Source organism: Pseudomonas sp. SCA2728.1_7, assembly GCF_018138145.1.
Lineage (GTDB): Bacteria > Pseudomonadota > Gammaproteobacteria > Pseudomonadales > Pseudomonadaceae > Aquipseudomonas > Aquipseudomonas koreensis_A.
The window spans coordinates 4336427-4349398 of sequence record NZ_CP073104.1 but is presented as its reverse complement, the minus strand read 5'-3'; the positions used below and the strand labels follow the sequence as shown (position 1 = coordinate 4349398).

The following is a 12972-nucleotide window of genomic DNA, read 5'->3' as shown; positions in this document are numbered from 1 at the left end:
TTATCAACCTGCTCAGTCGGCCAGTGCAGCCTTTTGCAGTTCGAAGATTTCGTTCATGCCCTGCTTGGCCAGCTCCAGCATGGCGTTCAAGTCTTCAGGCTGGAACGGCGCGCCTTCGGCGGTGCCCTGCACTTCGATGAAACCACCGGTGCTGGTCATCACTACGTTGAGGTCAGTCTCGGCAGCGGAATCTTCAAGATAGTCCAGATCCAGCACGGCCTCGCCCTGATACATGCCTACCGACACGGCACCAATCATCTGCTTGAGCGGATCGCCGCCCTTCAGGCCACCACGCTTCTTGATCACTTTCAATGCATCAACCAGCGCAACCATGGCGCCGGTGATCGAAGCGGTGCGAGTACCACCGTCAGCCTGGATCACGTCGCAGTCGACGTACAGGGTCACGTCGCCTAGCTTGGACATGTCCAGCGCCGCGCGCAGGGAACGACCGATCAGACGCTGGATTTCCAGGGTGCGACCGCCCTGCTTGCCACGGCTCGCTTCACGCTGGTTACGCTCGCCGGTAGCACGCGGCAGCATGCCGTATTCGGCAGTCAACCAGCCTTGGCCCTGGCCTTTGAGGAAGCGCGGCACGCCGTTTTCGACGCTGACGGTGCAGATGACTTTGGTATCACCGAATTCGACCAGTACGGATCCCTCGGCGTGTTTGGTGTAGTTGCGGGTAATGCGGATCGAGCGGAGCTGATCGGCAGCGCGACCACTTGGACGTTTCATAGGGAATACCTGTACTGGGGACGGAAAACTGCCGAGCATTATAGAGCGCTGCACCGCGCCTGGGCACTCGTTAAAAAATCCGGGCGACGATCAAAGCCCCTGAAACACCGATTACCGACGGGCTGCAGCCCTTTGTCACACCGTGTGTTTGGGCGCATTCGCCGCACTGCGCTACAATCCTGCGCCTTTGCTGCCAGTCGGCTTAAATTCATTGATATCGAGCCTGCGGAACATCCTGCTGCGCCGATCTGCATTGCGAGGTCACCGCCATGGTGCACAGCATGACCGCCTTCGCCCGCGTCGAGAAAGCCGGCGCACAGGGCACCCTGAGCTGGGAACTGCGCTCGGTCAACAGCCGCTACCTTGAACCGCACCTGCGTTTGCCGGAGTCGTTTCGCGACCTCGAAGGCGCGGTGCGTGAAGCGCTGCGTCAGGGTCTGTCGCGGGGCAAACTCGAATGCACCCTGCGGTTCACCGAAGAAAGCACCGGCAAAACCCTGCAAGTCGATCGCGAGCGCGCCGCGCAACTGGTCGCTGCGGCCGAGACCGTTGCCGGTCTGATCAAGAATCCTGCCGCACTCAATCCCCTGGAAGTGCTGGCCTGGCCCGGCGTACTGGTGGGCGATGCGGCCGACCCGCAGGCATTGAACGCCGACGCACTGGCCCTGTTCAATCAAGGCCTGAAAGAGTTGAAGGCTGGCCGCGAGCGCGAAGGCGCGGAGCTGGCACGCCTGATCAACGAGCGCCTGACTTCCATTGAAGAAGACGTCGTCACCCTGCGTGAACTGGTCCCGCAGATGCTCGCCACCCAACGCCAGAAAGTCCTCGATCGCTTCACCGACATGAAGGCCGAACTGGACCCTCAGCGCCTCGAACAGGAAATGGTCATCCTCGCGCAAAAGAGCGACGTGGCCGAAGAACTGGATCGCCTGAGCACCCACATTATCGAAGTACGCCGGGTGCTCAAATCCGGCGGCGCGGCCGGACGCCGCCTCGATTTCCTGATGCAGGAACTCAACCGCGAAGCCAACACACTGGGCTCCAAGGCCTTCGACCCGCGCAGCACTCAAGCCGCCGTCAACCTCAAGGTGTTGATCGAGCAGATGCGTGAACAAGTGCAGAATATTGAGTAAGGCAACCCCGACATGACCCACAGCACCGGCACCCTGTACATCATTTCCGCGCCATCTGGCGCGGGCAAGAGCAGCCTGGTCAAGGCGTTGACCGACGCCATACCGGAAATTCGCGTTTCGGTTTCCCACACCACCCGCGCCATGCGCCCGGGCGAAGTGGACGGCGTGAACTATCACTTCGTGACCCGCGAAGAGTTCGTGAAGATGGGCGAGCATGGCGACTTCCTCGAACGCGCCGAAGTCTTCGGCAACTTCTACGGCACTTCGCAAAGCCGCCTGCAGCAGACGCTGGACGAAGGTCACGACCTGATTCTGGAAATCGACTGGCAGGGCGCCGAGCAAGTGCGCAAGCTGATGCCGCAAGCACGCTCAATCTTTATCCTGCCGCCGTCGCTGCAGGCCCTGCACCAGCGCCTGACCAACCGCGGCCAGGACAGCGACGAGATCATAGACGGGCGGATGCGCGAAGCGGTCAGCGAGATGAGTCACTATGTCGAGTACGACTACCTGATCATCAACGACGATTTTGCTCACGCACTGGACGATCTGAAGGCGATTTTCCGCGCCAATCAGCTGCAGCAGAAACGCCAGCAGGTACGTTTCGGCAAATTGCTGGCTGAGTTGCTGGGTTAAAACAGCACTTCCCAAAACAGCTGCAAGCGCTTTACATTGGTGCTTGCAGCGCGTTGAAGGGCTTGGTCAAAAAATCAGCGCTTCCCTAATCGCTGGTGATTTTTTAAACTGTTGAGTCCGCTCGCCCAACCGGGCAGCGCGCATATTGCATTCGCTCCGAGGAATACCATGGCCCGCGTAACCGTTGAAGACTGCCTGAACCACGTGGAAAACCGTTTTGAGCTGGTCATGCTCTCTACCAAACGTGCCCGTCAACTGGCCACCGGCGGCAAAGAGCCACTGGTTCAGTGGGAAAACGACAAGCCTACCGTTGTAGCGCTGCGTGAAATCGCTGAAGGCCTGATGAGCTACGAGTTCATCGCCGAGCAGGAAATCGTCCAGGATGAGCCGCTGTTCGCAGCGTTCGAGGACGAGTCCAACGAGGCCGTCTAAGCCTATGCCTGGTCGACGTAGCACGGCGCGGGATCACAGCTTACGGCAGGAATTATCATGCCGAGCATAGACGCCCTCGCCGATCGCTTATCGACCTACCTCGGCAATGACCAGGTCAACCTGGTCCGCCGAGCGTATTTCTACGCCGAACAAGCCCATGACGGTCAGCGCCGTCGCAGCGGCGAGGCGTACGTCACGCATCCTCTTGCCGTGGCCAATATTCTTGCCGACATGCACATGGACCATCAGAGCCTGATGGCCGCGATGCTGCATGACGTGATCGAAGACACCGGTATCGCCAAAGAAGCGCTGCAAGCGCAGTTCGGTGAAACCGTGGCCGAACTGGTCGACGGGGTCAGCAAACTGACCCAGATGAATTTCGAGACCAAGGCCGAAGCCCAAGCCGAAAACTTCCAGAAAATGGCCATGGCCATGGCGCGCGACATTCGCGTGATCCTGGTCAAACTCGCCGACCGCCTGCATAACATGCGCACGCTGGAAGTGCTGTCCGGTGAAAAGCGCCGACGCATCGCCAAGGAAACCCTCGAAATCTACGCGCCCATCGCCAATCGGCTGGGCATGCATGCGATCCGCATCGAATTCGAAGACCTCGGTTTCAAGGCCATGCACCCGATGCGTTCCGCGCGGATCTACCAGGCGGTCAAACGCGCCCGGGGCAACCGCAAGGAAATCGTCAACAAGATCGAAGAATCCCTTGGCCATTGCCTCGCCATCGACGGTATCCAGGGCGAAGTCAGCGGTCGCCAGAAACACCTCTACGGCATCTACAAGAAAATGCGCGGCAAGCGTCGGGCCTTCAACGAGATCATGGACGTCTACGCGTTCCGGATCATCGTCGACAAGGTCGATACCTGCTACCGCGTACTCGGCGCTGTACATAATTTGTACAAGCCGTTGCCGGGGCGCTTCAAGGATTACATCGCGATCCCCAAGGCCAACGGCTATCAGTCGCTGCACACCACGCTGTTCGGCATGCACGGTGTACCGATCGAGATCCAGATCCGTACCCGTGAAATGGAAGAGATGGCCAACAACGGCATCGCCGCGCATTGGCTGTACAAATCCAGCGGCGACGAGCAGCCGAAAGGCACTCACGCCCGCGCCCGCCAGTGGGTCAAAGGCGTGCTGGAAATGCAGCAACGTGCCGGCAACTCGCTGGAATTCATCGAGAGCGTGAAGATCGACCTGTTCCCGGACGAGGTCTACGTGTTCACGCCCAAAGGCCGGATCATGGAGCTGCCGAAAGGCTCCACGGCGGTCGACTTTGCCTACGCGGTACACACCGACGTCGGCAACAGCTGCATCGCCTGCCGGATCAACCGCCGTCTTGCACCGCTGTCCGAACCGCTGCAGAGCGGCTCCACGGTCGAGATCGTCAGCGCCCCCGGCGCACGACCGAATCCGGCGTGGCTCAATTTCGTCGTCACCGGCAAGGCGCGCACGCACATCCGCCATGCGCTGAAATTGCAACGTCGCTCCGAGTCCATCAGCCTCGGCGAACGCCTGTTGAACAAGGTGCTCAACGGTTTCGACAGTTCGCTGGAGAAGATCCCGGCCGAACGCGTCAAGGCGATGCTCACCGAGTACCGCCTCGAACTGATCGAAGACTTGCTCGAAGACATCGGCCTGGGCAACCGCATGGCCTATGTGGTTGCCCGCCGCCTGCTCGGCGAAGGCGAACAGTTGCCAAGCCCGGAAGGTCCGCTGGCGATTCGCGGCACCGAAGGTCTGGTGCTCAGCTACGCCAAGTGCTGCACGCCGATCCCGGGCGACCCGATTGTCGGGCACCTGTCAGCGGGCAAAGGCATGGTCGTGCACCTCGACAACTGCCGCAACATCAGCGAAATCCGGCACAACCCGGAAAAATGCATCCAGCTCTCGTGGGCCAAGGATGTCACCGGCGAATTCAACGTCGAACTGCGCGTCGAGCTGGAACACCAGCGCGGCCTGATCGCCCTGCTGGCCAGCAGCGTCAACGCAGCCGACGGCAATATCGAGAAAATCAGCATGGACGAACGCGATGGTCGCATCAGCGTGGTCCAGTTGGTGGTCAGCGTCCACGACCGTGTGCACCTGGCCCGCGTGATCAAGAAGCTGCGCGCCTTGACCGGGGTGATTCGCATCACCCGCATGCGTGCATAACCTGCCTATTACAAGGAGTCATTCATGACCAAAACCGTAATCACCAGCGACAAGGCCCCGGCCGCCATCGGTACTTACTCCCAGGCGATCAAGGCAGGCAACACCGTATACATGTCGGGTCAGATTCCTCTGGACCCAAAAACCATGGAACTGGTTGAAGGCTTCGAAGCCCAGACCGTCCAGGTGTTCGAGAACCTGAAGGCCGTGGCCGAAGCCGCTGGCGGTTCGTTCAAGGACATCGTCAAACTGAACATCTTCCTCACCGATCTGAGCCACTTCGCCAAGGTCAACGAGATCATGGGCAAGTATTTCGACCAGCCATACCCGGCCCGCGCCGCCATTGGCGTGGCTGCCCTGCCAAAGGGTTCGCAGGTTGAAATGGATGCCATTCTGGTCATCGAGTGATGCGCACGGCGCGGCCTTCAAACGCCGCGCCGACTGCTCTGCAAGAAAAGGTTTTGAAAGGATTCCACCATGCGCAAAGCGCTAGCTCTCCCGCTGCTCGCCATTTTCCTCGGCGGCTGCGCCAGCAACCCTGCCGACCGTGACATCAGCGGCACCTGGATCAATCAGGTGGCGATCGATGCCGCAGCCAAGGGCGGCCCCCTGCGCGAAGCGCTTCAGGCCTACGGCCCGAACCTTGAGTGGGACGTCAACACCAAGGCCAGTCAGGCCCGCTACACCAACGGTTTTGAGAACGTCGAAGGACGGCTGCTGGGCGAGAAATCCGGCGCCTGGAAAGTCGACTTCTATGGCAGTTCTGCTAGCGAGCTGAAACGCGACGGCGGACAACTGCAGCAAGCCGCCAGCGAGAACGAACCCGAGCAGGTGTTCGACCGTGCACAGATTCCGGTGCCGGAAGGCGCACCGATTGGCGCCAGTTTCGAACGCGCGCTGTATTCGGCCTACATGGGCGGCAGCTGGACAATCGCCAGTGGTCAGGGCGAAGGCAGCACCGTGCAGTTCCAGGCGGATGGCCAGGTTTCCGGTTTGCCGGGGGCCGACCGTTATGCCCTGTGCTTGGCGGGCGATTGCGCGTCGATGAGCAGTACCAACGACAACATGTGGTTGCAACTCAACGGTCAGGGCAACGCCTACATCTTTGCGCGCAAGGGCAAGGAACTGGAGATTTTCCAGGCCGTGAACACCGCGCTGGCGGACGAAATGCCGCAGTACACGCCGGGCGAGCGCAAGTGGTTGCTGGAGAAGCAGTAACCCGCTTCTGAGTTCGCAGAACCCCCCTGTAGGAGTGAGCCTGCTCGCGATAGCGGTTTAACAGTCAGCACAAGTGTTGAATGTTAGGACCTCATCGCGAGCAGGCTCACTCCTACAGTTGTTTTGCGTTGTCAGGAAGTCAGCATTTACCTTCGAGGATCGCGGCGTAGCCTTCGCGGTAACTCGGGTACGTTGGCGTCCAGCCCAACGCCTTCGCCCGGGCATTGCTGCAGCGTTTGCTGCCGGTGCGCCGCACGCTGGCATCTTCCGACCATTCGGTAACGCCCAGATACTCACGCAACCAGCCCACGACTTCCGCCAATGGCGCTGGCGCATCGTCGACACCGATGTAGAAATCCTCCAGCTTCACGCCCTGCCGAGCCTTTTCCAGCAGAAACGCCAATAACCCTGCTGCGTCATCGGCATGAATTCGATTGCCATACAGCGGCGGATCAACCGCCACGCGATAACCGCGACGCACTTGAGTCAGCAGCCATTCGCGGCCCGGCCCGTAGATCCCGGTCAAACGCAGAATGCTCGCAGGAATGCCACTCTTAAGCGCGACCTGCTCAGCCTCAAGCATCAATCGCCCGGAATAACCGGCAGCGATGGTCTCTGAGTTCTCATCGACCCACTCACCCTCCTGCTGCCCATACACACTGCTGCTGGAAACGAAAATAAGCCGCTCAGGCACCTGCCCATAGTCATCCAGCCAGCTCAGCACATTCTGCAAACCCTGCACATAAGCCGCGCGATAACCGGCTTCATCGTGATCGGTGGCCGCAGCGCAATACACCAGATAGTCCACGGCCCCCACCGGCCATGTCGCCGGGCAGTCTTCGTTGAACAGGTCGCCGGCAACGCCAATCACACCATCAGGCAGCTTTGAAACATCCCGGCGCAGGCCATGAACTTCCCAGCCAGCCGCCAGCAATTGCTTGGCCAGACGACTGCCGACATCACCACAACCGGCAATCAAAACAGAAGGCGCGGACATCAAAAAACTCCTATCGGAAAGACACAGACTAGCCTCGGGACAGGACGAGCGGCTAGCAATGCAGGAAAAAAAGATACTCTATTACTTTTGTTAACAAGAATTACTTGCAATAATGCACGCCACTTTTGTTCTCGGCCTCACGAGGCCTGGTAGAGCATCACCGTTTTTCTATCTCAGGTCCGGCCAGCATGACACGTAATCAAATCCCCGCTTCGCCAACCAATCGACCTCGCGCCTGGAGCGCAGTGGCGGCTCTGCTGCTCAGCCTGATGCTGGCACCGACCGCCGCTTTCGCCGACGCTCAAGCGCCAGCAACGCCAGCTGCCACCGAGCAAAGCGCACCAGCCGCCGCTCCGGCTGCCCCGGCCGCTACCGATCCGGTGCAAGCGGTTGACGCTGCCGACGTTCCTGAAGTTCTCGAAGCCGACAACAGCCTGGGCATGGCCCACGACCTGTCGCCGTGGGGCATGTACCAGAACGCCGACATCATCGTGAAAATCGTGATGATCGGTCTGGCCATCGCTTCCATCATTACCTGGACCATCTGGATCGCCAAAGGCTTCGAGCTGATGGGCGCCAAGCGTCGTCTGCGTGGCGAAATCGCCGCCCTGAAGAAAGCCACCACCCTTAAAGAAGCCAGTACCACTGCCGGCAAGGAAGGCACCCTCGCCAACCTGCTGGTGCACGACGCCCTCGAAGAGATGCGCCTGTCGGTCAACAGCCGCGAGAAAGAAGGCATCAAGGAACGCGTCAGCTTCCGTCTCGAGCGTCTGGTTGCAGCCTGCGGTCGCAACATGAGCAGCGGCACCGGCGTCCTCGCCACCATCGGTTCCACCGCGCCGTTCGTCGGCCTGTTCGGTACCGTGTGGGGCATCATGAACTCCTTTATCGGCATCGCCAAAACCCAGACCACCAACCTTGCTGTCGTAGCGCCAGGTATTGCTGAAGCATTGCTGGCCACCGCACTGGGTCTGGTTGCCGCGATCCCGGCCGTGGTGATCTACAACGTCTTCGCCCGCTCCATCGCCGGTTACAAGGCGCAGGTTTCCGACGCCTCGGCAGAAGTGCTGCTGCTGGTCAGCCGCGACCTCGATCACCAGCCTGAGCGCAGCTCGCAGCCGCACATGGTCAAAGTGGGGTAATCGGCCATGGGCCTGCATTTGAAAGAAGGCGCAGACGACGATCTGGCCGAGAACCACGAAATCAACGTCACGCCGTTCATCGACGTGATGCTGGTGCTGTTGATCATCTTCATGGTGGCCGCGCCATTGGCCACCGTGGACATCAAAGTCGACCTGCCTGCCTCGACCGCCAAACCGGCGCCGCGGCCAGAGAAACCGGTGTTCCTCAGCGTCAAGGCTGACCAGCGCCTGTTCCTCGGCGAAGACGAAGTGAAGCCCGAAGCACTGGGCGCCACCCTCGACGCCAGAACCAAGGGCAAGAAAGACACCACCATCTTCTTCCAGGCCGATAAAGGCGTGGATTACGGCGACCTGATGAGCGTGATGGATAACCTACGCTCTGCCGGTTACCTGAAGGTCGGCCTGGTCGGACTTGAGACGGCAGCCAAGAAATGATCACGTCGCGCCATAAGCTGACGCGTTACAGCGGTAGCCTGGCCGTGGTGCTGGGCGTTCATGCGCTGGCCATCGCGCTGGCGCTGAACTGGACCGCCCGCCCGCCCATCGAATTGCCGCCGCAGGCAATGATGGTCGAGCTGGCCCCGGTTCCGGCCCCGCCACCGCCTGCTCCGCCGAAAGTCGTCACACCGCCGCAGCCACCGGCTCCGGTGGAAGAGTTGCCGATTCCGAAGCTGGCCGAAGCACCGAAAGCTGAAATCGCGGTGCAGAAACCCAAGCCGAAGCCCAAGCCGAAACCGCCGAAGCCGGTCGAGAAGAAGCTGCCTGATCCACCGAAGGAAAAACCTTCCGAGGAGAAGCCGGCCGACACGCAACCGACTCAGGCGCCGACGGAGAAATCCGCCCAGCCTGCACCGGGTCCGTCGCCGGCTCAGATGGCTGCCAAGGCCAGTTGGCAAGGCACCCTGCTCGCGCATTTGGCCAAGTACAAAAAGTACCCGGCCAGTGCTCAGGCACGCGGTAAAGAAGGCTTGAACCGTCTGCGCTTCGTGGTGGATGCCGAAGGTAATGTGCTGTCGTTCGAACTGGTGGGCCGCTCCGGCAACGCCGATCTGGACCGGGCCACCCTGGAAATGATCCGCCGCGCACAACCGCTGCCCAAGCCACCGGCCGACATGCTCAACAACGGCTCGATCGAAATTGTTGCGCCGTTTGTTTACTCGCTCGAACGCCGTCGCTAAGGCAACGCAAAACCTGTAGGAGTGAGCCTGCTCGCGATAGCGTTGTGTCAGACGATGATTTTCTGACTGACACGCCGCAATCGCGAGCAGGCTCACTCCTACAAGGGCTCTCCGTTAGCCGGAAGATCCAGCCAAAAAGGCACCGGAAGGTGCCTTTTGCGTATCTGCGCGCGGCAAACCCACATTGCCCGGTGTCGCATTCCACACTCAGTCTGATAACGTGCGTCTATCGATTGCAGCCGGTATGCTTGGCCCGCATCTTCATGGACGCTTGCTATGACCCTCACAGAATTACGCTACATCGTCACCCTCGCCCAAGAGCAGCATTTCGGCCACGCCGCCGAACGTTGCCACGTCAGCCAGCCGACCCTGTCGGTGGGCGTGAAAAAGCTTGAAGACGAACTCGGTGTGCTGATTTTCGAGCGCAGCAAAAGTGCCGTGCGCCTGACCCCGGTCGGCGAAGGCATCGTCGCCCAGGCGCAGAAAGTCCTCGAGCAAGCGCAAGGCATCCGCGAACTGGCCCAGGCTGGCAAGAACCAGTTGACCGCCCCATTGAAAGTCGGCGCGATCTACACCGTCGGCCCGTACCTGTTCCCGCATCTGATTCCGCAACTGCACCGGGTCGCCCCGCAGATGCCGTTGTACATTGAAGAAAACTTCACCCACGTGCTGCGCGACAAACTGCGCAACGGCGAGCTCGACGCGATCATCATCGCCCTGCCGTTCAACGAAGCCGACGTGCTGACCCTGCCGCTCTACGACGAGCCGTTCTACGTCTTGATGCCGGCCCAGCACCCGTGGACCCAGAAAGAAACCATCGACGCCGGCCTGCTCAACGACAAGAGCCTGCTGCTTCTCGGTGAGGGCCACTGCTTCCGCGATCAGGTTCTTGAAGCCTGCCCGACCCTGACCAAGGGCAACGACGGTGCCAAACACACCACCGTCGAATCCAGCTCGCTGGAAACCATTCGGCACATGGTCGCGTCCGGTCTGGGCATCTCGATCCTGCCGTTGTCGGCGGTCGACAGCCATCACTACGCCCCCGGCGTGATCGAAGTGCGGCCACTGTCGCCACCGGTGCCGTTCCGCACCGTGGCTATCGCCTGGCGCGCGAGTTTCCCGCGGCCGAAAGCCATCGAGATTCTCGCCGACTCCATTCGCCTGTGTTCGGTGGCCAAGCCAGCGGCACCGGTTACGGCCGGTTAAGCGAGCGTCATGACGGAGCTGTCGCAAGTGTCGGTGACGGCACTCAAGGGTGTCGGCGAAGCCATGGCCGAGAAATTGGCCAAGGTCGGTCTGGAGAATCTCCAGGACGTGCTGTTTCACCTGCCGCTGCGCTATCAGGATCGCACCCGCGTGGTGCCGATCGGTGCGCTGCGGCCGGGGCAGGATGCCGTGGTCGAAGGCACCGTCAGCGGCGCCGACGTGGTCATGGGTCGACGCCGCAGCCTCGTCGTGCGCTTGCAGGATGGCACCGGCGGACTAAGTCTGCGCTTCTACCATTTCAGCAACGCGCAGAAAGAAGGCCTCAAGCGTGGCACGCGGGTTCGCTGCTACGGCGAAGCCCGGCCCGGTGCGTCAGGACTGGAGATCTACCACCCGGAATACCGCGCCATCACCGGCGACGAACCGCCGCCAGTCGATGAAACCCTGACCCCGGTCTACCCGCTCACCGAAGGCCTGACCCAAGCGCGTCTGCGCCAGTTGTGTCTGCAGACGCTGACGATGCTCAAGCCAGACACCTTGCCCGACTGGCTGCCAACCGAACTGGCCCGCGACTATCAATTGGCGCCGCTGGCCGATGCGATCCGCTACCTGCACAACCCGCCCGCCGATGCCGACGTCGACGAACTCGCCCTCGGCCATCACTGGGCCCAGCATCGCCTCGCCTTCGAAGAACTGCTGACGCACCAACTTTCACAGCAACGTCTGCGCGAAAGCATGCGTTCGCTGCGCGCACCAGCGATGCCGAAAGCGACCAAGCTGCCGCCGAAATACCTGGCCAACCTTGGATTCAACCCGACCGGCGCGCAACAGCGTGTCGGCAACGAAATCGCCTACGACCTCAGCCAGCACGAACCAATGCTGCGGCTGATTCAAGGTGACGTGGGCGCTGGCAAAACCGTGGTCGCCGCCCTCGCCGCCCTGCAAGCGCTGGAGGCCGGTTATCAGGTTGCGCTGATGGCGCCGACCGAGATCCTCGCCGAACAGCACTTCATCACCTTCAAGCGCTGGCTCGAACCGCTGGGCATTGAAGTCGCGTGGCTGGCCGGCAAGCTCAAGGGCAAGAACCGCGTCGCCGCGCTGGAACAGATTGCCAGCGGCACACCGATGGTGGTCGGCACTCACGCGCTGTTCCAGGACGAAGTGCAGTTCAAGAATCTGGCGCTGGTGATCATCGACGAGCAGCACCGCTTCGGCGTGCAGCAGCGTCTGGCGCTGCGGCAGAAAGGCGTCGGCGGGCGCATGTGCCCGCATCAACTGATCATGACCGCCACGCCGATTCCACGGACGCTGGCGATGAGCGCCTACGCCGACCTCGACACCTCGATCCTCGACGAACTGCCGCCCGGGCGTACCCCGGTCAATACCGTGCTGGTCACCGACACCCGCCGCGTCGAAGTCATCGAACGCGTGCGCGGTGCCTGCGCTGAGGGCCGTCAGGCCTATTGGGTGTGCACGCTGATCGAAGAGTCGGAAGAGCTGACCTGTCAGGCCGCCGAAACCACGTTTGAAGACCTCACCCTCGCCCTCGGCGAACTGAAAGTCGGACTGATTCACGGGCGCATGAAACCCGTCGAGAAGGCCGCCGTCATGGCCGAATTCAAGGCTGGTAACCTGCAACTGCTGGTCGCCACCACCGTGATCGAAGTCGGCGTCGACGTGCCCAATGCCAGCCTGATGATCATCGAAAACCCCGAGCGTCTTGGCCTCGCGCAACTGCACCAATTGCGTGGTCGGGTCGGCCGGGGCAGCGCGGCCAGCCATTGCGTGCTGCTTTACCATCCGCCGCTGTCGCAGATCGGTCGTCAGCGCCTGGGCATCATGCGCGAGACCAACGACGGCTTCGTCATCGCCGAAAAAGACCTCGAACTGCGCGGCCCCGGGGAAATGCTCGGCACCCGCCAGACCGGTCTGCTGCAATTCAAAGTCGCCGACCTGATGCGCGACGCCGACCTGCTGCCCGCCGTGCGCGACGCCGCGCAAGCCTTGCTGGAACGCTGGCCAACCCACGTCAGCCCATTACTCGATCGCTGGTTGCGTCACGGGCAGCAATACGGCCAAGTGTGAGCACCGTCGCAGTTTCTGACAGATCGTTCTGATCAAGCTGGTTATACTCCTGC

Annotated in this window: 13 protein-coding genes; 11 read left to right on the top strand and 2 right to left on the bottom strand. The window is 61.2% G+C overall.

What is annotated here, in order from left to right; genetic code table 11:
• Nucleotides 1-12 precede the first annotated feature (12 nt).
• Nucleotides 13-735 (bottom strand): ribonuclease PH, encoded by a 723-nt coding sequence (gene rph, locus KBP52_RS19295; protein WP_016985814.1) that lies wholly within the window; start codon nucleotides 733-735, stop codon nucleotides 13-15.
• A 269-nt stretch (nucleotides 736-1004) separates the two neighbouring features.
• Between rph and KBP52_RS19290 the strand changes: the two genes are divergently transcribed.
• The 6 genes from KBP52_RS19290 (at nucleotide 1005) to KBP52_RS19265 (ending at nucleotide 6311) form a co-directional block, all read left to right on the top strand.
• Complete coding sequence (locus KBP52_RS19290; protein WP_077575046.1) at nucleotides 1005-1868, top strand: YicC/YloC family endoribonuclease; 864 nt, start codon at nucleotides 1005-1007, stop codon at nucleotides 1866-1868.
• Between the two features lie 12 nt (nucleotides 1869-1880).
• Complete coding sequence (gene gmk / locus KBP52_RS19285) at nucleotides 1881-2501, top strand: guanylate kinase (RefSeq protein ID WP_008078609.1); 621 nt, start codon at nucleotides 1881-1883, stop codon at nucleotides 2499-2501.
• A gap of 168 nt (nucleotides 2502-2669) precedes the next feature.
• On the top strand, nucleotides 2670-2933 hold the full coding sequence (gene rpoZ, locus KBP52_RS19280; RefSeq protein ID WP_016985812.1) for a DNA-directed RNA polymerase subunit omega: 264 nt from the start codon (nucleotides 2670-2672) through the stop codon (nucleotides 2931-2933).
• Between the two features lie 57 nt (nucleotides 2934-2990).
• The gene (gene spoT / locus KBP52_RS19275; RefSeq protein WP_007920338.1) at nucleotides 2991-5096 is read left to right on the top strand and encodes a bifunctional GTP diphosphokinase/guanosine-3',5'-bis pyrophosphate 3'-pyrophosphohydrolase; all 2106 of its coding nucleotides are present in this window, start codon (nucleotides 2991-2993) and stop codon (nucleotides 5094-5096) included.
• Between the two features lie 24 nt (nucleotides 5097-5120).
• Nucleotides 5121-5501: a RidA family protein gene (locus KBP52_RS19270; RefSeq protein WP_003229509.1), complete on the top strand. Its 381-nt coding sequence runs from the start codon at nucleotides 5121-5123 to the stop codon at nucleotides 5499-5501.
• Between the two features lie 69 nt (nucleotides 5502-5570).
• Nucleotides 5571-6311 carry a hypothetical protein gene (locus tag KBP52_RS19265; protein WP_123593522.1) on the top strand — a complete coding sequence of 247 codons (741 nt, stop codon included), beginning with the start codon at nucleotides 5571-5573 and terminating at the stop codon, nucleotides 6309-6311.
• 139 nt (nucleotides 6312-6450) lie between these two features.
• Here the strand turns inward: KBP52_RS19265 and KBP52_RS19260 are convergent, their stop codons facing one another.
• Complete coding sequence (locus KBP52_RS19260) at nucleotides 6451-7308, bottom strand: SDR family oxidoreductase (RefSeq protein ID WP_077575048.1); 858 nt, start codon at nucleotides 7306-7308, stop codon at nucleotides 6451-6453.
• A 188-nt stretch (nucleotides 7309-7496) separates the two neighbouring features.
• Between KBP52_RS19260 and exbB the strand changes: the two genes are divergently transcribed.
• The 5 genes from exbB (at nucleotide 7497) to recG (ending at nucleotide 12919) form a co-directional block, all read left to right on the top strand.
• The gene (gene exbB, locus KBP52_RS19255; protein ID WP_077575049.1) at nucleotides 7497-8450 is read left to right on the top strand and encodes a tonB-system energizer ExbB; all 954 of its coding nucleotides are present in this window, start codon (nucleotides 7497-7499) and stop codon (nucleotides 8448-8450) included.
• Nucleotides 8451-8456: 6 nt separating this feature from the next.
• Nucleotides 8457-8885, top strand: coding sequence for a TonB system transport protein ExbD (gene exbD, locus KBP52_RS19250; RefSeq protein WP_053125060.1), 429 nt, complete (start codon nucleotides 8457-8459; stop codon nucleotides 8883-8885).
• Nucleotides 8882-9628, top strand: coding sequence for an energy transducer TonB (locus tag KBP52_RS19245; RefSeq protein WP_077575050.1), 747 nt, complete (start codon nucleotides 8882-8884; stop codon nucleotides 9626-9628). The genes exbD and KBP52_RS19245 overlap by 4 nt, the downstream gene beginning before the upstream one ends.
• Nucleotides 9629-9904: 276 nt before the next feature.
• Nucleotides 9905-10834 (top strand): hydrogen peroxide-inducible genes activator, encoded by a 930-nt coding sequence (locus KBP52_RS19240; protein ID WP_007920331.1) that lies wholly within the window; start codon nucleotides 9905-9907, stop codon nucleotides 10832-10834.
• Between the two features lie 9 nt (nucleotides 10835-10843).
• Entirely contained in the window at nucleotides 10844-12919 is a 2076-nt protein-coding gene (gene recG / locus KBP52_RS19235) for an ATP-dependent DNA helicase RecG (RefSeq protein ID WP_095049320.1), read from the top strand.
• Nucleotides 12920-12972 lie beyond the last annotated feature (53 nt).

Bases quoted from the DNA above. Each gene is read 5' to 3' on its own strand.
- rph (WP_016985814.1), bottom strand. From the start codon at position 735: ATGAAACGTCCAAGTGGTCGCGCTGCCGATCAGCTCCGCTCGATCCGC.
- KBP52_RS19290 (WP_077575046.1), top strand. From the start codon at position 1,005: ATGGTGCACAGCATGACCGCCTTCGCCCGCGTCGAGAAAGCCGGCGCA.
- gmk (WP_008078609.1), top strand. From the start codon at position 1,881: ATGACCCACAGCACCGGCACCCTGTACATCATTTCCGCGCCATCTGGC.
- rpoZ (WP_016985812.1), top strand. From the start codon at position 2,670: ATGGCCCGCGTAACCGTTGAAGACTGCCTGAACCACGTGGAAAACCGT.
- spoT (WP_007920338.1), top strand. From the start codon at position 2,991: ATGCCGAGCATAGACGCCCTCGCCGATCGCTTATCGACCTACCTCGGC.
- KBP52_RS19270 (WP_003229509.1), top strand. From the start codon at position 5,121: ATGACCAAAACCGTAATCACCAGCGACAAGGCCCCGGCCGCCATCGGT.
- KBP52_RS19265 (WP_123593522.1), top strand. From the start codon at position 5,571: ATGCGCAAAGCGCTAGCTCTCCCGCTGCTCGCCATTTTCCTCGGCGGC.
- KBP52_RS19260 (WP_077575048.1), bottom strand. From the start codon at position 7,308: ATGTCCGCGCCTTCTGTTTTGATTGCCGGTTGTGGTGATGTCGGCAGT.
- exbB (WP_077575049.1), top strand. From the start codon at position 7,497: ATGACACGTAATCAAATCCCCGCTTCGCCAACCAATCGACCTCGCGCC.
- exbD (WP_053125060.1), top strand. From the start codon at position 8,457: ATGGGCCTGCATTTGAAAGAAGGCGCAGACGACGATCTGGCCGAGAAC.
- KBP52_RS19245 (WP_077575050.1), top strand. From the start codon at position 8,882: ATGATCACGTCGCGCCATAAGCTGACGCGTTACAGCGGTAGCCTGGCC.
- KBP52_RS19240 (WP_007920331.1), top strand. From the start codon at position 9,905: ATGACCCTCACAGAATTACGCTACATCGTCACCCTCGCCCAAGAGCAG.
- recG (WP_095049320.1), top strand. From the start codon at position 10,844: ATGACGGAGCTGTCGCAAGTGTCGGTGACGGCACTCAAGGGTGTCGGC.